We start from the raw sequence: 23134 nt of genomic DNA, 5'->3' as shown, positions 1-23134 counted from the left end.
ATGGCCCGTGTCCGTGGGCCAGTTTCGGGCCAGGCTAGCGGCATGACGACGCAGCACCTCTCACCCACCTCGCGCACCACCCCGACGCGGGGCCGCAACCGTCAGGTCGACGACCGCCGTCGGCTCATGGCCCTGCTCTCCGACGCGCTCGTCGCGCACCTCGGGATCGTCGCGGGAACGCATCCGGTGGTGCTACCGACGGCCTTCGCCGTGGACGCGGCCGGCCCCGACGACGGTGGCACCCTCTACCTGCACGGATCGGTCGCCGCCGGCTGGCTCGTGCCCGCCCTGGAGCAGGACGTGTGCGTGACCGTGACGGAGCTGGACGGCATGGTCCTGGCGCGGACCGGGTTCCACCACTCGATGAACTACCGGTCGGCGGTGGTGATCGGACGGCCCCGGCAGGTCACGGACCTGGCGGAGCGGGCCCGGGCGCTCGACCTGATCGTGGACCACATGATGCCGGGCCGGGCCGCGACGCTCCCGGCCCCGACCCGCAAGGAGCTCGCGGCGACGGCCGTGCTCGCACTGCCCCTCGCGGAGGCCTCGATGAAGCAGCGCGCGGGCGGCGCGTCGCTGGAGCCGGGCGACCTCGAGCTCACCGGGTGGGCCGGGCACGTCCCGCTGCGCCGGGTCGCGGACGAGCCCGTCACCGAGGACTACGTGGCCGATCCGGTACCGGAGTCGGTGCTGCGGCGGGTCGCGGAGCTCGGACGGGCGTGACGGGGGCGGGCTGACCGCTCCGCTGTCAGACGTACGGGTCACTGGCGTGGCCCGTACGTCTGACGTGCTGGGTCGGGGCCTACGCCGCGGGGTAGTACTCGTCGAACGCCTGTGACTCGAGCTGCCAGCCGAAGGACCGGCTGATCTTGCCGTCGGCGATCTCGTAGACGTAGAGCCTCGGCACGACCAGCTCGGGCTTGTCGGTCCGTGCGTGCTTCTCGTGGACGAGCAGAGCGACGACCGCGTCACCGGCGACCAGGACGGTCGGGGGTGCCGCGAACGTGATGTTGCCGCCGCTCAGCTCCTGGAGGCGCCGCATGACCTTCAGCGACTCCTCGGGGCTGCTGGTCTCGCCGGAGAGCTCCGAACGACCCGCGGTGTAGGACGGCTTGTTCTCGGCGTAGAAGCTCGCCATGCGGGCCAGGCCTTCGGGGCCGCCGTCCCCGTAGGCGGCGTAGTAGTCGGTCAGGAGCTGGTGGTTCTCGGATGCCGTTGCCATGTTTCACTCTTCCTTGTTGCCGGGCAACTCCTGCTAGCCGGGTGGCTAAGCGAGTTAGCCGCACGGTCATCGTAGGAGCCGAGATGGTGAGCGTCAACGGGCACCTCGCTCGCCCGGTCGTGCACGGAGCGGGCGGTGATCCCGGCGATCTCGCGGGTGGTCCCCGTAGTGGCGAGCCGAGTCCTATTCGTCGGTGGGCCCGAAGGGGCGATTGGCACGTTGACGAGCACGTGGCGGTCAGAACGGTGGTTCGTCGGGTAAGTGGCGCGCCAGTTCTGCTGTGGCCGGCGAGCCCTGGGCGGACGTTCTGCCAGCCTCGGTCTCGGCACCAGCCCTGGCGTCGGCCCCGGGGCGCCCGAGGCGCGTCCGGATGTCGTCGGTCAGGCTGGTGATGTCGTTGCTGACGCGTCCGGTCAGGTCGGATCGGGGCGCCGTGGCCCCGACAGCCGGCGCGGGAAGCCGGGCGAGCCCCGTGGTCCCGGGCGTGTCCGTCGGATCGGTGATCGTGGGTGGGCGGGTGTAGAGGTGCCCGGTGGGTGCGGTCCACGTCGTGACGCCGGTCGCGGGGTCACGCACGGGGGTCCAGCCGTGGTGGGTCTTGGCCAGGTGATGTGCCCGGCAGAGGGGCTGGAGGTTCTGAGCGCGCGTCTGTCCGGGGGCGCCGAATGGTCGGGTGGCCGGGTCGAGACCGTGGTCGAAGGGGACGATGTGATCCAGGTCGGCCCAGCGGCCATGTCGGTCGCACTGCGGGAAGCTGCACGTCTCGTCGCGGGCGATCACAGCTTGACGGAGGACCTTGCCGGGCTGGTACGTGGTGGTCGAGTAGTCGGTCAGGATCCCGCTGACCGGGTCGGTGACCAGCCGCTGCCAGGTGGCGTCGGTAGCGATCTGCGCGGCCAGGCCGGCCGGGATCGGCCCGTAGGCGTCCAGCTGTCCGGGGGTCTCGTCGAGACCCAGGAGCATGCTGGCCGGGACCGTGACGCGGATCTGTGGCTTGACCGGGATCACCCGCACGCCTGCTCCGTCGCAGGTGCACCCACCACAGGTGCATCCCGACGCGGGCACTGTCGTGCGAGGCGGTAGCGAACCCTCTCGGTCCGGAGTGGTGCCGTGCCCGGTCGTATCAGCCGGCGCCGGGCCGCACGGGGCCTGGGGCGGGACGACGAGGCGGCCGGTCGTGATCGCCACCAGAGCATCGGCGCGTGCCTGGGCCAGGGTCCGGGTGGCCCCGGGCGCACGGCGGAGGGCGTGGGCGGCCTGCTCGATCGCGTCCCAGACCGCTGCGGCATCGGTCGCCGGGAGGTTCGCGCTGAGCCACGCCATCGCATTGTCCGCCGGGTCCAGGAACACCGCACGGCGTCTCATCGCCTGCTTGGTCACCTCCGCCGTACCGTGCAGACGGTTGGCGAACTGGTTCATCTTGTCCCGCAGCCACCGACGGGTGCGGTCGGGTGCCTGCGGCAGGTACCGCGTGATCGCCTCCTCGCGCTCCTCGGTGCTCAACGGGTTCCCGCTGCGCAGCAGGATGTCGGCCTTCGCGGTATCGATCACCGCATCGTGCAGGGCGGTCAGGACCTGCGGGTGCTCGGCCAGACCCGCGCCCCGGGCAAGGTGCCTGTTCGCCTCGCCCTGGGGCACCCGGAGACGCGCGCTGATCTCCGCAGCGGCCGCGTTGTGCTCCTCGGTCCACGTCCTGCGCCGGGCGATCTCACCGAGCGCTCGTGACTGCATGGCCGTCGCCCAGGAGACCACCTCCTGCCACCGCGCCGCCACGTCCAGCAGTGCCTCGTCCTGCAGGACGGCCACCTCCAGGCCGGCCAGCACCTCCACGAGCCCGGCGCCGACCACCGGACCCTCCAGCCCCGCCCCGGACGTCACCGCGCCGCGTTCGGCCCGAGCCCCGTCGGCCCTGGCGGCGCCGCCGGCATCGGCGACACCGGCAGGCGTCGGCGCGGCGCTCGCGGCCGGGCCGTGCCCGCGCCACGTCACGGTCGCCGAGGGTAGGGCGCCTTTACCGTCCAGACGGACCCCGTCCCAGCTCCAGGTGGACGGCAAGGACGTCACCGATGCCGGCTCTCGACCGGGTCCCGGGCCGTGCTGCGGGATGGGGGTCGAGTGCAGGACGCGGGCCAGCGACCGTTCGACCGCAGTGTGGAGGTGACCGTTCCGGTCGGTGTCCACGTTCATCGGTACGCCCCCTCTCCTCCAGGCCACTCTCAGCCGCTAGTCCAACCAAATACGTCATGACATAGAACGTATGTGCGATCAAAGAGATCCGCATCCCCAGATCCAAAGATGTGGATAACCCGCGGGCTCCGTCAGAGCGGCGCGCCGCCGCCCGACTCCGAGGCACCGAACCTCGAACGCACCCCGACCCTAGCCATGCCCTCCGACACCCGACGGCCCGCAGCGCCCCGCCCTCACCCTCGCCCCACCCCGCCGCCGCCCCGGCGACCGCTGCTAGCATCCCGTCCGTGACTCCCCACCGTTCCGTCCTGCCGCCCCCGGTCGTCTGACCGGAGCGGCACCACGACCGGCCCGCGCGGGCCGGCGCCGGGGTGTGCTCCACGACGATTCCCCGTCCCACGAAACGGGCCGGCGCGTCCCGTGCCGGCCAGGAGCACACATGTCATCCACGCGAACCGGGCTGTTCTCCGTGTGCCTTGCCGGGATCCTCTGGGGCACCGGCGGCCTCGCCCTCGAGATCCTTCGTGACCACTCGTCGATGTCCGTCCTCACGGTCAGCGCGTACCGCATGCTCATTGCCGCGATCGCGCTGGTCGCTGCGTCCCTCGTCCTGCGGCGAGGGGCGCAGCTCGTCGCGCTGGCGCGGGCGCACCCCGGGCGGGCGGCCGCCGTCGGGCTCGGGACCGGGGTATATCAGGCCCTCTATTTCGGGTCCGTGGCCACGGCCGGGGTCACCGTCGCCACCGTCGTCAGCCTGGGGCTGGCGCCGGTCATCCTCGCGGTCGTCGACCTCGTCCGGGCCCGACGCCGGACGGCCGCCCGCGGCACCGTCCGCCTGACCGTGGTCGTCGGCGCCGCCCTGTCGGGTCTCGTGCTGGTCAGTGCGGCGTCAGGTGCGAGCGCCGTCGGCCCGCGGCCCGTGCTCGGCCTCGTGCTGGCCGTCGCCTCCGGCTCCGTGTACGCGGCGACGACGGCGCTCGGCGGCACCCTGCTGGCGTCGGACGGCGTGGACCCGCTCGCCCTGACGACCGTGGCGACGACGGCGGGCGCCGTCGGACTCGTCCCGGTGGCGTTGTGGGGTGGGGGTCCGTTCGTCACGAGCGACCCGACGACGCTCGTCACCCTCGCCTACCTCGGGATCTTCACGATGGCGCTGGCGTACGGGCTGTTCTACGCGGGGCTGCGCACGACGCGCAGCGGTGCGGCGGTGGTGGCGACCCTGCTGGAACCGGTGACGGCAGCGATCGCGGCCGCCGTCGTGCTGGGGGAGCGGCTCGGCGTGACGGGGATCGTCGGGTCCGTACTGATCCTGGCCGCCGTGGCGGGGCTGGACGAATAGCCGGCAGTGCGGCAGCAGCACTGCCCGGCAGCGCTGCCGGCCGCCTCAGGCGTAGGACCAGCGTCCGTCCTGGTGCGGCCCCGGCCGCGCCGGGACGGGGGCGCCGCGTTCGACGGCGGCCACCTGGCCGGTGTTGTACTGGTCGGCGATGTACTGGCTGAACTGGCCCGAGTCGGCGGTGTGCGCGTTGTCCACGTAGTCGTACCGGTTGCGCCCGCCGGATGCCTCGTAGCCGCCTGCCGGAAGGGAGGCGGACGGCTCGGCCGGTGCGGCGGTGTAGGCACCGGTGCCGTAGCCCTGCGGCTGGCCGGAGCCGTAGTCCAGCTCCGAGCCCGCCGGGTACCGGGTCTCGTAGCCGGCCTGCTGGTACGCCGCCCGCGCCGGCGCCGTGCTCTCGTGCAGCCCGCCCGCGTACCCGGGCTCCGGCGTGGGCCGGTACGCCGGGTAGGCGCCGGTGTCGACGCGCTGCGCGGTCGGCTCCCACCGGTCGGTCTGCGGGTTGGGCGCGTCGAACGACGGGACACCCTGGCCGGCGACGTTCTGACCGCCCGCGCTCGGCGCCCCGGCGAGCTGCTGGGCGGCGAACAGGGCGGATGCGCCGGCGTCGGGCTGCACGCCGTTCAGCTCGCCGTGGATGCGCCCGGCGAGGTTCGCGGCGATGGCGAAGCGCAGCGGCGCGAGCGAGTCCACGGACATCGTGCCGGTGACCGCGGGAGGAGGCAGGAAGGCGAAGACCTCGTCGTCGTCGAGGCGCAGGCCCTGGCCGAGTGCGGTGCTCAGCGTCTCCTCGAGGAGGTACTCCGCGCGCCCGTCGGGGCGCTCGAGCTCGGCGAACATGTCGTCCATGGAGCCCCAGAGCCGCTCGAGCGTGCCCTCGACCGTGTCGAGGAACCACCAGCCGTCGGCGGACTCCAGAAACATGTCGCCGAAGCAGGACGCGAAGCGGGGGGTCTTGTCACCGGTCCCGATCCACGACCAGGACGACAGCGCGAACTCGTAGGCGTCAGGTGCGAATTCTCGGATCAGGTGCACCTTGCGAATGTTGCCATGCTCACACTCCGAGCAAAAGAGGCGTACTGGACACGTAACGATTCGGCCGGGGTGAAATGGTCAAGTGTTTTCTTGCCGGAAACACGTGGCGGCCGCTCCGGGACGCCGTTACCGTCCCGCCATGGAGAGCAGCAGGCACGACGACGGCGGCAGCCGGGAGCGCACGCGGGACCCGGCAAGCCCCCGCACGGCCGGTCCGCACACCACCGAACAGCGCCTGGTCGACGACCGGGTCCAGGAGTACTACGCCGGACGGACCGGCTGGGACGAGCACTCCCGGCTCACCGCCGGCACCGCGCAGGGTCCCGTGGAGCACATCAGGACCCAGGAGCTGGTGCGGCAGCGGCTCGCGCCGGGCGCCCGGGTGCTCGACGTCGGTGGCGCCACCGGCGCGCACGCCGCGCCGCTGGCCGCCGACGGGTACGACGTGCTGCTCGTCGACCCGGTCCCCGCCCAGGTCGCGCGCGCCGCGGCGCACGGGACGTTCGAGGCGCGCGTCGGCGACGCACGGGATCTGGCGGCCGTGGGCCCGGAGCTGGCGGACGGCTCGTTCGACGCCGTGCTCCTGCTGGGTCCGCTGTACCACCTCGCGACCCGCGAGGTCCGGCTGCGTGCTCTCCGCGAGGCCGTGCGCGTGACCCGGCCGGGCGGCACCGTGGCGGCGGCCGCCATCACCCGGCTGGCCGCACTGGTCGGCGGCGGGTACGAGCAGTTCGCCCCGTCTGCCTGGCAGGCGGTGCTGGAGCACGGCGCGGCGCCGGACGACATCCCCTTCCCGGCCGCCCACTTCCACGACGCCGCGGAGCTCGCGGCCGAGGCGGCCGAGGCCGGGCTGGCCGACGTCGTCGTGCACGGCATCGAAGGGCCGGCCGGCGGGGCGCTGGAACGGGTGCCGCTCGACGCCCCCGAGGCGCCCGAGCTCATCCAGGCCGCGCTCACGCTCGCCCGGTCGCTGTCGACCACTCCCGGGGTGCCGGACATGAGCCAGCACATCCTGGCGGTCGGTACGGTCATGCCATGAGCTCACAGCCGGACCGTGCCACCGTGCCCAGGACCGAACCACCGCAGGTCGCCGACGAGGTCACGACACTGCGGTCGTTCATCGACTTCTACCGCGCCACGATCCGGCGGCAGTGCGAAGGCCTGACGCCGGAACAGCTGCGCACGCCGCTCCCGCCGTCGACCATGACGCTGGCCGGGATGCTCAAGCACCTCGCGTACGTCGAGGACGTCTGGTTCAACGTCCGGCTGGCCGGCAACGAGCCGGCCCCGCCGTGGGACACCGTGGACTGGGCGGCCGACGACGACTGGGACTGGCACAGCGCCCTCGACGACACGCCCGAGCAGCTCACCAGCGTGTTCGACGGCGCGGTCGCGGTCTCGGAGCGGATCCTCGACCAGGTGCTGGCAGAGGCGCCGCCGTCCGGCGAGGGTGCCCTGGACCGCATCGCCGTGCGCGCGGGGCGTCGCGGGCCGATCTCCCTGCGCTGGATCCTCGTGCACATGGTCGAGGAGTACAGCAGGCACGCGGGCCACGCCGACCTGCTGCGCGAGGCCCTGGACGGCGCCACCGACATCTGAGCGGCGCGGGCCGGGCCAGGCCGGTTCAGAGCAGGAACCACGCGTAGTCGGCGGCCTCGAGCACGATCCAGAACCGGAAGAACCGGCCGACCAGGCCGGTGCCGACGAACAGCCACATCCGGACGCGCAGCACGCCCGCGACCACCGACATCACCATGAACGGCGGCAGCCCGGCGAACGCGGAGGCGAGCAGGATCATCCCCGTGTAGACCGGGCGGCCGTCGGTACGGTCGCGCCAGCGGGTCATGGCGGCGGCGGCCCGGGGCGACTCCAGCTTGCGGCGCAGCCACGGCAGGCGGGTGGTCCCCGCACCGGCCCAGTACCAGAGCAGCTTGCCGGTGACCTGGCCGGCCGCGGCCACGGCGGCGAGGACCACGCTGGGATAGGTGTCGTCGACCGCGGCGACCGCCAGGTATGCCTCGAGCGCCAGGAAGGCGGCCACGGCGGCGCCCGCGGAGTAGAAGAAGGTGGACAGCAGGAGCATCGGGCCGGAGTCTGTTCTCAGCCGGCCGGGCGCGGGTGGGTGGCCTGGGTCACAGTGGGACGTTAGCGCCCGCGGCGACGAGCTGCCGAATCAGGGCCTCGGCGGGCGGCGCCGGCGGGCCCACCGTGAGCGCCATGACCCGACGCACCGCACCCGGCAGGGGAGCGGTGGCTATGCCGGGGTGCCGATGGGCACGCAGGGTGAGCCCGGGCAGCAGGCTCACGCCGGCACCGGCGGCGACCAGGGCCTGGACCGCCACGTAGTCGTCGGTCTCGAAGGCGATGCGCGGGGCGAAACCCACGGCCGCACAGCGGGCGACCATGTCGGCCCGGCACCGTTCGCAGCCGGCGATCCACTCCGCGTCGTCGAGCACCTTCAGGTCCGGGACGTATCCCGGGACCGGCGCCGCCTCGAGGTCGGCCGCGGTCACGAGGTGCACCGGGTCGTCGAGGATCGTCGTGGCCTCGTAGCGCGAGAGGTCCTCCATCGAGCGGGCGTGCCGCACGTCGATGTGCTCGAACACGAGCGCGACGTCGACCGCACCCGACTGCAGCGCGGCGAGGGCGTCGGGCGGCTCGTGCTCGACGAGGCCGACGGAGAGCCCGGGATGTTCCTGCTGGAGCCGCGCGACGGCGTCGGGCACGACGGTGGCGAGGGCGGAGGGGAAGGCGGCGAGGCGGGCGCGGCCCGCGCGGAGGCCGGCGAGCGCGTCGAGCTCACGGCGTGCGCCCTCGACGCGGCCGAGGATCTCCTCGGCGCGGTTGGCGAGCAGGCGGCCGGCCTCGGTGAGGCGGACGCCGCGGCCGTGTCGCTGGAGCAGGGGGAGGCCGGCGTCGGCCTCGAGGCGGGACAGGTGGTGGCTCACCGACGGCTGTGCGTAGTGCAGCTCCTTCGCCGCCGCCGTGACGGAGCCGGTACGGGCGACCGCCGCGAGGACGCGCAGCCGGGTGAGGTCGAGCTCTGCGGTCATGTCTCCAGGCTAACGCAGAAAGATAGGCACTATCGATCGAATGTCTTCGTAACAGGTATTGGACCTATGGGTCATGTCGGGGTCACGCTGGACCCATGACGCTCGCGACGCTCCCGGTATCCCTCCCGTCGGCGACCCGCCCGACCATCGCCGACGTGCTCGCCGCCCAGGCCCGGCTGGACGGCACGGTGATCCGTACCCCGGTGGGGGAGTACGCGGAGCTGGACCGTGCCACCGACGCCGCGATCGTCGTCAAGCACGAGAACCTGCAGCGCACCGGGGCGTTCAAGGCCCGTGGGGCGAGCAACCTGCTGCTGGCGATGTCCGACGCCGAGCGCGCCCGCGGCGTCGTCGCCTACTCCACCGGCAACCACGCCCAGGGCGTCGCCTACGCAGCGCGCCTGACCGGTACCTCGTGCACCATCGTCATGCCCGACGACCCCAACCCCGTGAAGCTGCGCGCCGTGCTCGACCAGGGTGCCGACGTGCTGCTGCACGGTGCGAACTTCGACGACGCCCGCGCCCAGGCCACCGCGCTCGCCCACGACTCGGGCGCCCGGCTCGTGGGTGCGGCGAACGAACCGGACATCATCGCGGGCGTCGGCACCCTCTACCTCGAGCTGTTCCAGCAGGCGCCCGGTCTCGACGTGCTCGTCGTACCCGTCGGGGGCGGGTCGGGCGCGGCCGCGGCGAGCCTCGTCGCCGCCGCCGTCGCCCCGCACACCGAGGTCATCGGCGTCCAGTCCGCCGGCTCGCCCGCCGCACACGACTCCTGGCACACCGGCACGCTCGTCGAGCGTGACAACGCCACCCGCGCCGAGGGCCTCGCCGTCGGCTGCGGGTTCGAGGTCACGCAGGCCCTGATGCGCGAGCACCTCGCCGACTTCGTGCTCGTCAGCGACGACCAGATCACCGCCGCGCAGCACCTGTACCTCACCGGTGCGCACACCGTCGCCGAGGGGGCCGGCGCCGCCGCCTTGGCCGCGGTCCTGGCCGATCCGGAGCGGTTCGCCGGCCGCCGGGTCGGCATCGTCTGCACGGGCGGGAACGCCAGCGCGGACGAGCTGCGGCGGGCCCTGGCGCGCGCCGACGACCCCGTGCGCGACTAGGCTCGGCGGCATGGCCCGTTACTTCGACGTCCACCCCGTCGACCCGCAGCCGCGCAGCGTCGCGCAGGTCGTCGCCATGCTGCGCGACGACGCCCTGGTCGCCTACCCGACCGACTCTTCCTACGCGCTGGGCTGCCGCATGGACTACCACGACGGCGCGGACCGCATCCGCAGCATCCGCAGGCTCGGCGACAAGCACCACTTCACGCTGGTGTGCTCGGACTTCGCACAGCTGGGGCAGCTCGTGAAGCTCGACAACTCGGCGTTCCGCGCCATCAAGGCGGCCACGCCGGGTGCGTACACGTTCATCCTCCCTGCGACGGCCGAGGTGCCCCGCAGGCTGGCGCACCCGAAGAAGAAGACGGTGGGCGTGCGCATCCCGGACTCGGCGGTCACCCAGGCGCTGCTGCGCGAGCTCGGGGAGCCGCTGCTGTCGTCGACCCTGATCCTGCCGGACCAGTTCGAACCGCTGACCGACGGCTGGACCATCAAGGAGGAGCTGGACCACGTCGTCGACGCCGTCGTCGACGGCGGGGACGCCGGGACCGAGCCGACCACCGTGGTCGACTGGTCCGACGGCTACCCCCAGGTGGTCCGCGAGGGTGCGGGCGACCCGGCGCGCTTCGAGTAGCCGTACGCCGCGCGGGCGCGCGCTTCGAGTGGCCCCGGCTTCGCATAGCCTGTGCCCATGACGGACCCCACCGGGCTCGAGCAGGCCCGTACCAAGATGACCGAAGCCGGCGTGGCCCCCGCCGCCATCGAGACGTTCACCCGGTTCTACCACCTGCTCCAGGCGGGTGAGACCGGCCTGATCCGCGAGGACGACATCGACCCGCTGGTCGACATCCCGAACCGCGCGGAGCTGACGATCAGCGACGACGACGCGAACGCCGCCCTCGCCCGGACCGCGATGCTCAAGCTCAACGGCGGGCTCGGTACGTCCATGGGCATGGACCAGGCGAAGTCGCTGCTGCCGGTCCGGGTCGCGCCCGATACGGCGGCCGGCGAGCCGGCCGGCGGCGAGCCCGAGATGCTGACGTTCCTCGACATCATCGTCGGCCAGGTCCGTGCCGCGCGGGAGGCCACCGGGGCGCGGCTCCCCCTGCTGTTCATGAACTCCTTCCGCACCCGCGACGACTCGCTGGCGGCGCTGGAGCGCTACCCGGACCTCGCCGTCGACGGGCTGCCCGTCGACTTCCTGCAGAACCGGGAGCCCAAGCTCCTGGCCGACGACCTCACGCCGGTCACGTGGGAGCGGGAACCCGACCTCGAGTGGTGTCCGCCCGGGCACGGCGACCTCTATCCGGCCCTGCACGCGTCCGGTGTGGTCGTCGCGCTGCTGGAGGCCGGCTTCCGGTACATGTGCGTGTCGAACTCCGACAACCTCGGCGCCACGCCGGACGCCACGATCGCCGGCTGGTTCGCCGCGTCCGGCGCCCCGTACGCCGCCGAGCTCTGCCGCAAGACGGCGGCGGACGTCAAGGGCGGCCAGCTCGTGGTCCGCAGGAGCGACGGCCGCATCGTCCAGCGCGAGACCGCGCAGACCCACCCGGACGACGTGGCCGTCTCCCTCGACGCGACGCGCCACCCGTTCTTCCACACGAACAACCTCTGGTTCGACCTCGAGGCGCTGGCCGCGGAGCTGGACCGGACCTCGGGCGTGCTGGAGCTCCCGCTCATCCGCAACGACAAGACCGTGGACCCGGCCGACCCGACGTCGCCCGCGGTCGTGCAGATCGAGTCCGCGATGGGTGCGGCGGTCGCCGTGTTCGAGGGCGCGACGGCGATCGAGGTGGAGCGGTCCCGGTTCCTGCCGGTCAAGACGACCAACGACCTGTTGGTGCTGCGCTCGGACGTCTACGACCTGACGTCCGACTACCGGCTGGAGGCTCAGGCACCCGCGCCGCTCGTCGACCTGGACAAGGCGCACTACAAGCTCATCGACGCGTTCACCGAGCGCTTCGCGGCCGGCGCCCCGTCGCTGCGCGCCGCCGACTCGTTGACGGTCCGGGGCGACTGGACCTTCGGATCCGACGTGCGGGCCGAGGGCAAGGCCTCCCTCGCGGGCGACGGCGGCACGGTGCCCGACGGCGCGACGATCGGCCCGGACGGTATCTGACCTTTTGCCGACTACTCGGGGCCCGGCCGCGCGACGGCGCGCCACCTCTCCTCCAGCGCGACCACGCGCTCGCGCAGCGGGGTCGGGTCGGCGTCGGGTGGGACCGGACCCCGCGCCGCGGCGTCGGCCAGCCAGTCCGCCCAGGCCTGCCAGCGTGGCAGGTAGAGGTCCCGGACGAGGCCCTGCCAGTGCCGGCCCGAGTAGTCGTGCAGACCGTTGTGCTGCCCGCCCCAGACGCTGACGAGGCTCCGTGCCTCGCGCTCCATGGCGTTCCGCTCCGCCGGGGTGTCGCCCCAGGCGCGCGCGGCGTCGATCCAGGTGGCGACCCGGGTCTCGGGGCGGGCGCCGGCCAGGTCGTCGAGCTCCAGCAGGTCGGCGCGCAGGCGGCTCATGTGGGCGCGGACGCCGTCCGGGTCGCCCGCGCGCGCCGCCGCCAGGATGCCGCGCACGTGCACCCGCGTGCCCTGGGCGAGGACGTGACCGGTGAGGTCGGCGAGGTCGGCGCTCAGCACGTCCCTGGCGGCGTCGGATACCGAGCCCGCCGGCGATCCCGCGAGCGCGTCCCGGACCTCGGTGAGGTCCCGCACGGCCGCGGCCAGCCGGGGGAGCGCGGCCTCGTTCGCGGGATCGTTCTCGGCGTCCACGTCCGACGACGGCGTGGGCGGCTCGGTGCCCACGGCCTCACCCGCGCTGCGCTGGGCGGGGAACGGGAGCCCGGCGGTCCAGGGGCGAGCGATGACCGGCGTCGGGGTGGAGCGGGTGCGGCCGTCGGCGTAGAGCGTCGAACTAATAGTGTGCCAAGCGCGCAGCGCAACCCGTGCCAGGTTCGCCCGTTTCCTCCGATCCAGCCCAGACGGCCCGATCGGCGCCGAACGCCCGGCAGGCACCCCGCTCCGCTCGGACAGGCCGTACCGGTCGCGGACGAACCGCTCGAGCCAGTCGTCGAGCTCCGCGGGGGAGCGTGGCGCGTCGTCCCAGGCGAGGTCGGTGGCCAGCTCGTAGAAGACCTCGTTGTTCTCGATGGCCTCGGGGGCCAGACCGACGCCGCGCAGGTGCGGGACACCGTCGGGCAGGGCGTGCACGTCCCGCACGAGGCCCCGCAGGTCGCCGAACAGCGCCGGCCGGCCGCCGAAGTCGTGCAGCGCGCACCAGACCCAGGGTCGCCCGGCGAGCGGGGCGCCGTCGGCCAGGAGGGCGGTGTGCAGCGGCACGTGCTCGCCCCAGAGGTCCAGCACGAGCGTGCGGTCGACGGGCACGTCGCCCAGGTACGCGGCCACCCGGTCGGGCGTCCAGAACGCGCCCTTGTAGTGGAAGGGCCAGCCCTGGAGCACCCAGACGGCGTCGGGGTCGGCGGCGGCGAGGGCCTCGTACGTCCCACGACCGGCGGTCCGCAGGTATCCCACGTCGCCCGACGGCGGGACCGACTCGATGTACGGGTCGACGGCGTAGTACCCGGTGCCCGGCCCGATCAGCTCCTGCTGGACCTGCGCGAAGGTCGCGAACAGCTCGCGGAAACGCGGTGACCCCGGGTGCAGCAGGGGCACGCGCCAGCCCTGCCACTCGATCTCGTCGACGGGTTCCGGACCGGCGAGGGCCGGGGGGACGTGCCCGCCGAACACGGGCAGCACCGGCGTCATGCCGAGCTCGCGCATCCGGGCCAGGACGCGTCGGGCCAGGTCCACGCGGCGCTCGCCCCAGCGCGCCGGCAACGGACCACCGAACGAGTGCATGCCGCCCATGAACGTCCACGGGAGGTGCGCCGCCCCACCGAGCCACTCGGCGGCCTCGGCCTCGGGCAGCCCGGCGCGCCGGAACGTCTCGGCCAGAACCGCCTCGTGCCCCAGCAGCATGAGCGGGTGCGTCACGCCGTGCAGTGCCATCCAGTCGGTCTCCCGCTGCCAGCGGTCCCAGCCCCAGAACGGCGTCGAGTACCCGGCGGTCACGACGTTCAGGTAGTACCGCACCGCGTGCGGCGACGAGATGGTGGTGCGGGCGGCGTCCGGCAGGGGGCGTCCCGGCGGCAGGGCGTGCCCCGCCACGCGCGGCCGCTGCCAGGTCAGGCGGACGCCCAGGTGGTTCCGGACGTACCGGGCCAGCGCGACCGCGGCTGCTACCGCGCCGGTTGCGCGGACCGTGAGCCGGCCGCCCTGGGCCTGGTACTCGGCGACGGCCGGTCCTCCCCGGGGCAGCGGTTCCAGCCTGACTGCCCGCGGGTCGAGTCCGGCACGCTCTGCGACACCCCTGAGCGCGCCGGCCCACGGCGCGGACGACGGCGTGCTCGACGGCGTGCTCACAGCGGCCCCCGGCCGGCGGCGTCCAGAGCCGTCGCGGCCCACGGCCCGAACTCCACCACACCGGCGCCCGCGCGGGACTCCTCCGCGGCGAACGCCATGAGGTGGCTGTCCAGCGCGGTGTCGAACGACAGGTCGCCGGATCCGACGGTGCCGTCGGCCACCGCGCGGCAGAACGCGTCCATGAGTCCGTCGTCGCCGCCGGCGTGCCGGGGAGCACCCGCGGCGTCGCCCGACCCGGCCGCCGGGCGCGCCACCAGCGTGTGGGTCGCATGCCCGAGCGGTCCGTCCGTGCCCGACGCGACCAGCTCCACGTCGGGCGGGGCGTCCGGGCCCACCAGGGTCTCCGGCAGCCGGCCCGACGGCGAGAACAGGTCCACCCGGAGCTCGCCGGACTCCATGTGCCCGTGCAGCTGGCCGCGGGTGCCGGTGATCGCGAGGTGCCGGGTGTTCTCCGCCGTGAACGCGCTGGCCGTGAGCGTGGCGGTGAGGCCGGAGCCGAAGCGCAGGAGCGTCTGCTGGTGGTCGGCGACGTCGTTGTCGCTGCGGTAGACGCAGCGTCCGTACGGTCCCCGCCGCAGGGCGGCGAGGCGGCCGGCGGGGGACAGGTCGGCGCCGAGCATCGTGACCGGGTGCCCGGTGACGTCCCGGAGGGCGTCCAGGTAGTAGCGCGGCGCGTAGAACGGGCAGTCGGCGGCGGCGGGGCAGCCGTCGGTGCAGCGGGCAGGGGCGCCGTCCGGCGCGTTCTCGGGCCGGAAGTGCAGCAGCGAGCCCTCGCTGGACACCGTCCGGGGTGCCGCGCCGGCCAGCCAGCGGATCAGGTCGAGGTCGTGGCACGTCTTGGCGAGCACCATCGGGCTGGACTCCGCGGCACTGCGCCAGCTGCCCCGCACGAACGAGTGCGCGAAGTGCCAGAACCCGATGTTCTCGCGCACCTCGATCGTCGCGAGGTCGCCGAGGGCGCCGCTCGTGACGACGGCGTGCACCGCCCGCCAGAACGGCGTGAACCGCAGCACGTGCCCGACGGCGATCCGGGCGCCCGTCCGGTGTACCACCCGGGCCAGCTCGGTGAGGGCCGGCAGCGTCGGGGCAGAGGGCTTCTCCAGCAGCATCGGCAGCCCGGCGTCGGCCACGGCCACGGCCACGGCGGCGTCGACGTGGAGCGCGTCCGGGAGAGCGACCACGACGGCGTCGGGCCGCAGGTGCGCGAGGTCGGCGACCAGGTCGCGCCAGTCGGGGGAGCGGGCCGCCGTCGTGCCCGCCAGGGCGTCCAGGCGGGCACCGTCCGGCTCGGCGACCGCGACGATCCGCGCGCGGTCGGGGTGCGCCCGGACCCAGCGGCCGTAGGCGTCCGCGCCGCGTCCGCCGGCGCCGAGGGCGGCGAGCCGTACCGGAGCCGTGGTCATGTCGTTCCGCCTCTCGTCGCACGCATCGTTCCGCTCATCTCTCCGCGCCCTGGACCAGCCCCGACACGATGTAGCGCTGCGCCAGGAAGAAGACGATCACCACGGGCACGGTCACCGCGATCGACCCGGCCAGGAGCACCGTGACCGGCACCTGGAAGTCGCCGAGCTGTGCGATCCCGAGCGGCGCCGTCCAGAGGTCCCGGTGCTGCACCAGGAACAGCAGGGCGTAGAAGTACTCGTTCCAGGCGATCATGAACACGTAGATGGCGGTGGCGACCACACCGGGGACCGCGATCGGCAGCACCACCCGGACCAGCAGCTGGCCGAGCGTGCAGCCGTCCATGATCGCCGCCTCCTCCACGCTCTGCGGCAGCGCGAGGAAGAAGTTCCGCATCATGTACAGGGCGACGGGCACCGTCGCCGCCACGTAGACGATCAGCAGCCCCACCAGGGTGCTGGTCAGGCCCAGGCGCGACAGGATGACGAACTTCGGCACCGCGAGCACGATGCCGGGGAACAGGTAGACCGCGAGGATGATGCCGTTCGTGAGGGCCCGGCCGCGGTACCGCAGGCGGGCGGCGGCGTACGCACCGAGGATGCAGACCAGGATGCTCAGCGCGACCGTCCCCGCGGCGACGCCCAGGGAGTTGAGCACGAACCGGCCCAGGCCGAACCCGCCGTCCGACTCGTCCCGCATGGCCGTGGCGAACGCCGAGAGGTCGAGCCGGTCGGGCAGCCCCAGGGGGTCCCGGGTGACTTCCCCGTACGGCCGCACGGACAGCACGATGCCGTACACGACCGGGCCCAGCGACCACAGGAGCGCGGTCACGATCACGGCGGCGCGACCGGCACGCGCCGCCCGGGTGGGGCGCACGCCGCTCATGGCGCTCCTCTCCTGACCGGCCTCATGACTCCTCCGTCCGTCGGGACAGCAGCACGTACCCCGCCAGGAGCACCACCAGGATCAGGCTCATGAGCAGGCCGAACGCGGCGGCACTGCCGATGTCGGCCTTGGTGACGAGCTCGGTGTACACCTGGATGGCCATGACCTGCGTGCTCCCGGCGCCCTCGGTGAGCAGGTAGACGTCGTCGAACGTCTGGAACGACCAGATGAACCGCAGCAGCAGGAGCAGCAGGGCGACGGCCCGCAGCTGCGGGAGCAGGATGAACCGCAGGACCTGCCGGCGGTCCGCGCCGTCCAGCGCGGCGGCCTCCTCGATCTCACCGGGCACGGACTGGAGCCGGGCGGTGAGGAACAGGAAGGCGAGGGGCGCCGACCGCCAGATGTCGAACAGCACCACCACGAGCAGGGCCACCGGCACCGGGACGCCCCAGACCTCGGCCGAGGTGGTGCTGAGGAAGCCCACCGGCGTGTCCCACCCGAGGTAGGCGCGGCCGAACGCGTTCACCACGCCGTACTGCGGGTTGAGCGCGGTCTTCCAGATGGTCGCTGCAGCCACCACCGGCAGCACGTACGGCACCAGCAGCAGCGCGCGCACGAGCCCGCGCCCCGCGAACGGCCGCCGCAGCGCGAGCGCCAGCACCAGGCCGACGGCGAGCGAGCCGACCGCCGTCAGGCCCGCGTAGAGGACCGTGGTCCACAAGGCGCCCCAGAACGCCTGCGACGCCGCGGCGCGGCGGAAGTTGTCCAGCGTCCACTCGACGGGCTCCGTCCCGAGGTACGGGATGTCGATCAGGCGGATCTCGGAGAACCCGAACACCACGACCAGGGCGAAGGGCACCAGCACCACCAGGCCCACCACCGCGAGCGACGGCGAGACGAGCAGCCATCCCGAGCGGTTCTCGCGCTGTGCCCGCCGGGTCCCCGCGGCCGCCCGCGAGGTCCGGGTCGTCACTGGTCCTGCTGGAGCGCCGTCACCTCGGCGGCCATCTGCTGGGTCACCTCTGCCGGGTCGGTGCCCCGGTAGAGGGGGTCCAGCTGCTGGGCGAGCGTGCCCTGGGTGGCGACGAGCCCGGCGAGGGTCGCGTCGGGCGTGCCCTGGCCCCAGCGGGAGACGGCGGCCATGCCGTCGCCCATGGCCGTGACCAGGTCGTCGCCGTACACCTCGGCGACCGAGGACTCCACCTTCGGGCCGAAGCCCAGGTCGCCCCAGGAGTCGAGGTACTCCGTCGGGCTCTCCGGGGTGCCGGTGCGCAGCGGGAGGCGGCCCTCCGTGGCGACCGCGAGCGTGTCGGCGTAGCCCTCGCTCATGACGTACTCGATGTACTGCCGCGCCTCCTCGCTGTCGGCGTGCGCCGGGACGGCGTAGGCGAGGGTGGCACCGAACTGGGCCGGCTCGGACGCGGAACCCGATGGCTCCAGCACGGTGATGAAGTCCGAGCTCTCCGCGAGGAACGTCGGGTCGTCGGTGCACTGCGGGCACGACGGCGGCACCGCCTCGTCGAGGTTCGCCAGCTCGTCGAGGATGTGCGTGGAGAAGAGCAGCATCGCGGCGTCCCCCGCCATGTAGGCGGCGCGTGCGGACTCGACGTCGTAGTCACCGGCGACCGACGAGTCGCGCAGCTCCTTGAAGTATCCGGCGGCCTCCGTGCACTCCGGTGAGTCGATGGTGACCTCGCCGTCGGACACGAGCTCGCAGCCCGCGGACTGGAAGACCGACTCGATGCCCTCCGTGCCGGACGCGGTACCGGACTGGGTGCCGAGCGCGATGCCCGTGATGTCGAGCTCCTTCTTGACGGTGGTCGCCGCCTCGGCGAGCTCCGGCACGGTGGTGGGTACCTCGACGCCCGCCTCGTCGAGCAGGTCGGTGCGGTAGGCGATGAGGTGCACCCAGCCGTCGCTCGGCACGGCCGCCGGCGTCCCGTCGACCGTGACCGCGCCGAGCGCGTTCTCGTTGAAGGTGCTGGGATCGAGCGCGTCCATGGCCAGCTCGACGACGTCGGTGTCCAGCAGCCCCTGGGCCTGCCAGGAGGTGATCTGTGACGCTCCGGCGAGGATGACGTCGGGCACCTCGCCCGACGCGGCGCCGGTGACCAGTGCCTGGTCCTGGTCGGCGGCCGCGAGGGGCACCACGTCGACCTCGATGCCGGACTCCTCGGTGAACCGTGCGGCGACCGCCTCCTGCGCGGCCACCCGCTCCGGTGTGGACTGCGGGGTCCAGAACGTGATGCTGTCGGTCTGCTCGTCCTGCTCGGACGGGCCGCCACAGGCGGCGAGGAGGGTAGCGGCGGCGGTCAGTGCGACGACGACGGCGGACGAGCGGATGCGACGATGCATGGTCCCAGAGACTTCACCCGAGCGGTGAGCCAGTCAAGGCCGACGCGCCGGTGGCGTCGGAGCGCGGACCAGGAACGCGACCCCTACGCAGGGCACGCGACACGCCGACGAGGGGATGCAGGATGTTGGACTCGCGGTGTTGGGCTCGCCGAGCGAGGCCCGAGGAAGGTCAGTGAGGTCGCCGGGACGGGAGACCCTCCCCGGGGAGTATCGGGGGACGGAGCACGACCACAGGCGGGCGATCCCTGGACCTGTCCCCAGGAACGTCCGGACAGCACCAGGAGGGGCGACCGACGGTGTCGACTGTCCCCATGTCCCGTCCTCTTCCGATCCTGCCGAAAAAGCTGCTGCGCCTCGCGGCCGAACAACAGGGCCTCCTGACCATCGACCAGTGCGACGTGCACGGCGTCGACCGCGGGCGTCGGGCGCGGCTCGTCGCGGCAGGGACCTTGCGGCGGGTCGCTCGGAGGATCCTGGACACCCGCAGTGCGGACATCGCCGGCCGGATCGCCGCACGGGAGCACGACCATGTCCGGCTACGGAAGGTGTGGTTGGCGCAGCTGCTCGCCGGTCCCGGCTCGGTGGCGGTGGGGCGGGCCGCGCTGGTGGTGGCCGGTGTGCACGGCATCCCGTGGGAGTTCATCCCCGAGATGGCGTACCTGGACGGCCGGTACGGGCGGAGTAGCGAACACGTCGTGATCCGCCAGATGGATCTGGGCGACCGGCACTTCGAACGGAACGGGCTCCGATACACGGAGCCGGAGCGGGCTCTGGGGCAAGCGGTCCCCACCATGGATCGTCGGACGGCGATCGCCGTGCTCGACAGCGCCCGCCATCGCGGTGTGGTCGACGAGGAGGGACTGGCCCGGGCCCGGGAGATCGCCAGGGGCCGGCGTGGTTCGGCAGGGTCCACCCGCTGGTGGGACGAGTCGGTCGAGGGCGCCGAGTCGGTCCTCGAATCGCTGGCCCGCACGGACTGCGTCGATGCGGGTGTCCCGCCCGACGAGCTGCAGGTGAAGGTTTTCGCTCCGGACGGGACGCTGCTCGGTCGGGGTGACATGGGCTTCCGCCTGGCGGACGGTCGCCTGCTGGTCGTCGAGATCGACGGGGCCGGGGTGCACTCCGAGCTCGCGGCGCTCTTCCGCGACAGGTCACGGCAGAACGCTCTCGTCGCGCAGGGCGGCGTGCTGATCCTCCGGTTCACCTGGAGGGAGGTGCGCGAGCCGGGTGCGGTCGGCCAGGCGGTCCGGGCGGTCGTTCGACCGCACATCGGCCCCTGACTGGCCACCCCTACGCACGGCACGCGACACGCCGACGAAGGGATGCAGGATGTAGGGGTCGTTACGGACGCAACGGCAGGCTCACGACCCGGGAATCGCCGACGGTGGGGGAGCGGGCGCCCGCGGAGGCGGCGGCGACGTCGGCGGACAGGGCGTCCAGCTGCTGCGGCGGGACGAGCAGGCGCAGGTGCGCCACGGCGTCGTACGTTGGCGGCTCCATGACGGCGCCGTGCCCGGCGGCCCAGTCGCGCAGCATGTTGTCGATCCGGCCGGCGTCCCCGTGGGGAACCGCCACCTCGACCTCGTACAGCAGCTCCCGCCGGAGCAGCGCGCCGGAGTCGGACGCGACGTCGAGCGCGGCGGCCACGGCACCCGAGTAGGCGCGGACGAGGCCACCGGCCCCGAGCTTCACGCCCCCGAAGTAGCGGGTGACGACGGCCACCAGGTCGGTGACACCGCGATGCCGCAGCACCTCAAGCATGGGCACGCCCGCCGTGCCGCTCGGCTCGCCGTCGTCGGAGGAGCGGGCCTGGTCGGCCTCCGTGCCGAGCACCATGGCCACGCAGTGGTGGCGCGCGTCCCACAGCTCCTTGCGCAGCCGGGCGATCACGGCGTCGGCCTCCGCGACGTTCGTGGCGGGCGCGAGATGGGCCAGGAAGCGGGACTTCTTGATGACCACCTCGTGGTCGACGGGCCGGGCGATGGTGCGGGGGAGCTCCCCACTACCGGGCTTCCTGCTGACATGGTCCACCGCACGAGGGTACGGGCGTTCGGCGTTTCTCCTTTGATTAATAGTGTGCCAAGCGTACATTCACCACTATGACCAGCGAGCACACCACGTCACCCGCAGCACGGAGCGGGGAGCTCGGCCGCTACCCGCGGCCCCCCGTGAGCCTCGAGGAGGCCGAGTGGGTCTGGCGCGAGCTGTCCACCGAGGCGATGCGTCCCGGCGCCAAGCCGGAGGCCGTCCGCCTGGCGGTGATCACGGGCCTCGTGCGGGCGACGGGCGCGCGGTACGGCGACCTGCTGCGCGTTCGGGTCGAGGACATCGATCTCGGGCCGGCGCGGGCCCGGTCGGCGGAGGGTAGCGTGCTGGTGCGCCACGGCAAGCACCGCACGCCGCGGCGGCACCTGCTCCCGGCGGAGGTCGTGGTGCTGCTGAAGCACTGGATGGTGGTGCGCGAGGAGCTCGCCGCCGAGCTGGAGGGTTCGGTGCCGCGGGCACTGCTGCTCACGGTGCACCACACGCACGACAACGGCACCACTGTCGCGTCCGGCCTACCGATCACGCGGCAGGGCCTGGTGCTGTCGTGGCGCCGGTTCGTGCACCGGACCAACGCCCGCTACGGTGCGCTGCGTCCGCCGCTGCCCACCCGGTTCGAGCAGGTCAGGCGGGCCTGGGTGGACGCCGCGCAGGAGGACGGCTGAGCTCGATGTACGCGCTTCCGGTACCTGGGACCGGGCGAATATCCGGCAGTCAGCTGGTGCGGATGCCGAGGAGCGGCGCCTGCGGCGTCGACGACGGCAGCTCCGTGAACCCGTACCGGTCGTAGAAGCGCCGGGCCGCGGTGTTCTGGGCCGCGTACCCCAGGTGCACACCCGGTACGCCCCGCTCCGCGAGGGCGCCCCGGAGGGTGTCGAGGAGGCGCGAGCCCAGACCGCGGCGCTGCAGGACCGGGAGCAGGTCGATGTGCAGATGGGCCGGGTGCGTCGTCAGCTCGCCGTGGCGCAGGCCCCGGACCATGCGCTCGGGGTCGGCGCCGTCGTGCAGGAGCTGCGCCTCGGAGTACGCGGGGTTCCGGCCGGTCGCCGGGCCGGGCGCAGGGTGCCGGGCGACGAGTCCGGGCGTCCACTCGCGGGCCCACCAGCCGACGAACGCCTCGGTGTCGGCGACGCCGAGCACGTACCCGGTGGCCCGGCCCTCGTGCTCGACCACCCAGGCGAGGTCGGGGGAGTGCTCCACGTACGGCAGTGCGTAGACGTCGGGCATGAGCAGGTCGGAGGAGTAGACGCCGCGCGCGTCGCCGCCGGCCGCGGCGGTTCGGACACAGATGTCCGCGATGTCGGGGCGGTCGGCGACACGGTACGGACGGATGAAAGGGTCGGTCACCCCGGCACAGTAGCCTGCCGTCCCACAATGTGACCGTGCTGTGACATGACGCTCGGTCGGTCATGTGCGGACCCCGTGCGAACCGCGTACTGGTGCTGGTCAGCGCCCGATCTGGCCCCGCCGCGTTACTGCCAATTTGCCGCGTGAACACGCCAGTAACGGGATCGTCACAGGATCGCAATGTGCAATCGCCGCGCAAGTTCGTTACGGTCGATTTGTCATGCAGAACCTCGAAGAGGAACTCAAGCACATCCATCCGACCGAAACCACGGTGGCTTTGAGGGAGCCCACCGTCGCAGACGGAGCAGCGATGTGGCGCCTTGCGCGCGACTCCAAGACGCTGGACCTGAATTCGTCCTATGCGTATCTCCTCTGGGCACGAGACTTCGCCCGGACCTCGGTGATCGTGAGCGTCGACGGCGAACCCGGTGGGTTCGTCACGGCCTACATCCGACCCGACGAGCCGACCACGCTGATGGTCTGGCAGGTGGCCGTCGACCACGCGTACCGTGGACAGCGGCTGGCCTCCCGGATGCTCACGCATCTTGCCGAGCGGCACCCCGAGTGCACCCACGTGGAGACGACGATCACGTCGGACAACACGGCGTCGATCGCCCTGTTCATGTCCTTCGCGTCGGCCCAGGGTGCGCCCGTCGACGTCCGGACCGTCTTCCCCACGGAAGCGTTCCCGGACGGCCACGACGCGGAACTGGTGTTCCGCATCGGTCCGCTCTCCTGACCGTGCTCA

General features: G+C 73.0%; 22 protein-coding genes. 10 read left to right on the top strand and 12 right to left on the bottom strand.

Annotation, left to right across the window (positions count from 1 at the left end; genetic code table 11):
• Positions 1-42: 42 nt before the first annotated feature.
• On the top strand, positions 43-723 hold the full coding sequence (locus ACFSL2_RS04820; protein WP_377196750.1) for a pyridoxamine 5'-phosphate oxidase family protein: 681 nt from the start codon (positions 43-45) through the stop codon (positions 721-723).
• A gap of 79 nt (positions 724-802) precedes the next feature.
• Here the strand turns inward: ACFSL2_RS04820 and ACFSL2_RS04815 are convergent, their stop codons facing one another.
• Positions 803-1222, bottom strand: coding sequence for a nuclear transport factor 2 family protein (locus tag ACFSL2_RS04815; RefSeq protein WP_377196749.1), 420 nt, complete (start codon positions 1220-1222; stop codon positions 803-805).
• Between the two features lie 237 nt (positions 1223-1459).
• Positions 1460-3211 carry an HNH endonuclease signature motif containing protein gene (locus tag ACFSL2_RS04810; protein WP_377196748.1) on the bottom strand — a complete coding sequence of 584 codons (1752 nt, stop codon included), beginning with the start codon at positions 3209-3211 and terminating at the stop codon, positions 1460-1462.
• 637 nt (positions 3212-3848) lie between these two features.
• Here ACFSL2_RS04810 and ACFSL2_RS04805 point away from each other — a divergent pair.
• The gene (locus ACFSL2_RS04805; RefSeq protein ID WP_377196747.1) at positions 3849-4748 is read left to right on the top strand and encodes a DMT family transporter; all 900 of its coding nucleotides are present in this window, start codon (positions 3849-3851) and stop codon (positions 4746-4748) included.
• A 45-nt stretch (positions 4749-4793) separates the two neighbouring features.
• On the opposite strand, the gene ACFSL2_RS04800 is transcribed toward ACFSL2_RS04805, so the two are convergent.
• Entirely contained in the window at positions 4794-5780 is a 987-nt protein-coding gene (locus ACFSL2_RS04800) for a hypothetical protein (RefSeq protein ID WP_377196746.1), read from the bottom strand.
• Between the two features lie 139 nt (positions 5781-5919).
• Between ACFSL2_RS04800 and ACFSL2_RS04795 the strand changes: the two genes are divergently transcribed.
• Both ACFSL2_RS04795 and ACFSL2_RS04790 read left to right on the top strand, forming a co-directional pair.
• On the top strand, positions 5920-6819 hold the full coding sequence (locus ACFSL2_RS04795; RefSeq protein WP_377196745.1) for a class I SAM-dependent methyltransferase: 900 nt from the start codon (positions 5920-5922) through the stop codon (positions 6817-6819).
• A complete protein-coding gene (locus ACFSL2_RS04790; protein WP_377196744.1) occupies positions 6816-7379 on the top strand; it encodes a DinB family protein in 564 nt (187 codons plus the stop codon). The genes ACFSL2_RS04795 and ACFSL2_RS04790 overlap by 4 nt, the downstream gene beginning before the upstream one ends.
• Positions 7380-7404: 25 nt before the next feature.
• Here ACFSL2_RS04790 and ACFSL2_RS04785 read toward each other — a convergent pair whose 3' ends face one another.
• Together ACFSL2_RS04785 and ACFSL2_RS04780 are read right to left on the bottom strand one after the other, a co-directional pair.
• Positions 7405-7863, bottom strand: coding sequence for a hypothetical protein (locus ACFSL2_RS04785; RefSeq protein ID WP_377196743.1), 459 nt, complete (start codon positions 7861-7863; stop codon positions 7405-7407).
• 49 nt (positions 7864-7912) lie between these two features.
• On the bottom strand, positions 7913-8833 hold the full coding sequence (locus tag ACFSL2_RS04780; RefSeq protein ID WP_377196742.1) for a LysR family transcriptional regulator: 921 nt from the start codon (positions 8831-8833) through the stop codon (positions 7913-7915).
• Positions 8834-8928: 95 nt separating this feature from the next.
• Here ACFSL2_RS04780 and ACFSL2_RS04775 point away from each other — a divergent pair, with 95 nt between their 5' ends.
• From ACFSL2_RS04775 to ACFSL2_RS04765, 3 genes are read left to right on the top strand one after another with little or no spacing between them, the layout of a single operon-like run.
• Positions 8929-9942, top strand: coding sequence for a threonine ammonia-lyase (locus tag ACFSL2_RS04775; RefSeq protein ID WP_377196741.1), 1014 nt, complete (start codon positions 8929-8931; stop codon positions 9940-9942).
• Between the two features lie 10 nt (positions 9943-9952).
• Positions 9953-10573 carry an L-threonylcarbamoyladenylate synthase gene (locus ACFSL2_RS04770; protein WP_377196740.1) on the top strand — a complete coding sequence of 207 codons (621 nt, stop codon included), beginning with the start codon at positions 9953-9955 and terminating at the stop codon, positions 10571-10573.
• A 57-nt stretch (positions 10574-10630) separates the two neighbouring features.
• Positions 10631-12061 carry a UTP--glucose-1-phosphate uridylyltransferase gene (locus tag ACFSL2_RS04765; protein WP_377196739.1) on the top strand — a complete coding sequence of 477 codons (1431 nt, stop codon included), beginning with the start codon at positions 10631-10633 and terminating at the stop codon, positions 12059-12061.
• Between the two features lie 11 nt (positions 12062-12072).
• Here the strand turns inward: ACFSL2_RS04765 and ACFSL2_RS04760 are convergent, their stop codons facing one another.
• From ACFSL2_RS04760 to ACFSL2_RS04740, 5 genes are read right to left on the bottom strand one after another with little or no spacing between them, the layout of a single operon-like run.
• Entirely contained in the window at positions 12073-14355 is a 2283-nt protein-coding gene (locus ACFSL2_RS04760; protein ID WP_377196738.1) for an alpha-N-acetylglucosaminidase TIM-barrel domain-containing protein, read from the bottom strand.
• Positions 14352-15758, bottom strand: coding sequence for a Gfo/Idh/MocA family protein (locus tag ACFSL2_RS04755; protein ID WP_377196737.1), 1407 nt, complete (start codon positions 15756-15758; stop codon positions 14352-14354). The genes ACFSL2_RS04760 and ACFSL2_RS04755 overlap by 4 nt, the downstream gene beginning before the upstream one ends.
• A 34-nt stretch (positions 15759-15792) precedes the next feature.
• Positions 15793-16641: a carbohydrate ABC transporter permease gene (locus tag ACFSL2_RS04750; RefSeq protein ID WP_377196736.1), complete on the bottom strand. Its 849-nt coding sequence runs from the start codon at positions 16639-16641 to the stop codon at positions 15793-15795.
• A gap of 22 nt (positions 16642-16663) precedes the next feature.
• Positions 16664-17614, bottom strand: a complete 951-nt coding sequence (locus ACFSL2_RS04745; protein WP_377196735.1) for a carbohydrate ABC transporter permease — start codon at positions 17612-17614, stop codon at positions 16664-16666.
• Positions 17611-18996, bottom strand: coding sequence for an ABC transporter substrate-binding protein (locus ACFSL2_RS04740; protein ID WP_377196734.1), 1386 nt, complete (start codon positions 18994-18996; stop codon positions 17611-17613). Before ACFSL2_RS04740 ends, ACFSL2_RS04745 begins: the two co-directional genes overlap by 4 nt.
• Before the next feature lie 311 nt (positions 18997-19307).
• Here ACFSL2_RS04740 and ACFSL2_RS04735 point away from each other — a divergent pair, with 311 nt between their 5' ends.
• A complete protein-coding gene (locus tag ACFSL2_RS04735) occupies positions 19308-20276 on the top strand; it encodes a hypothetical protein (RefSeq protein ID WP_377196733.1) in 969 nt (322 codons plus the stop codon).
• Between the two features lie 61 nt (positions 20277-20337).
• Here the strand turns inward: ACFSL2_RS04735 and ACFSL2_RS04730 are convergent, their stop codons facing one another.
• Positions 20338-21027 (bottom strand): IMPACT family protein, encoded by a 690-nt coding sequence (locus ACFSL2_RS04730; RefSeq protein WP_377196732.1) that lies wholly within the window; start codon positions 21025-21027, stop codon positions 20338-20340.
• Positions 21028-21095: 68 nt separating this feature from the next.
• Between ACFSL2_RS04730 and ACFSL2_RS04725 the strand changes: the two genes are divergently transcribed.
• The gene (locus tag ACFSL2_RS04725) at positions 21096-21704 is read left to right on the top strand and encodes a tyrosine-type recombinase/integrase (RefSeq protein WP_377196731.1); all 609 of its coding nucleotides are present in this window, start codon (positions 21096-21098) and stop codon (positions 21702-21704) included.
• Between the two features lie 49 nt (positions 21705-21753).
• On the opposite strand, the gene ACFSL2_RS04720 is transcribed toward ACFSL2_RS04725, so the two are convergent.
• A complete protein-coding gene (locus tag ACFSL2_RS04720; RefSeq protein WP_377196730.1) occupies positions 21754-22386 on the bottom strand; it encodes a GNAT family N-acetyltransferase in 633 nt (210 codons plus the stop codon).
• A gap of 310 nt (positions 22387-22696) precedes the next feature.
• Between ACFSL2_RS04720 and ectA the strand changes: the two genes are divergently transcribed.
• The gene (gene ectA, locus ACFSL2_RS04715) at positions 22697-23125 is read left to right on the top strand and encodes a diaminobutyrate acetyltransferase (protein WP_377196729.1); all 429 of its coding nucleotides are present in this window, start codon (positions 22697-22699) and stop codon (positions 23123-23125) included.
• The last annotated feature ends 9 nt before the right edge of the window (positions 23126-23134 follow it).

Source organism: Promicromonospora aerolata, from assembly GCF_042682255.1.
GTDB lineage: Bacteria > Actinomycetota > Actinomycetes > Actinomycetales > Cellulomonadaceae > Promicromonospora > Promicromonospora aerolata.
The sequence above is the reverse complement of the archived record's forward strand: the minus strand, read 5'-3'. Positions and strand labels throughout refer to the sequence as shown.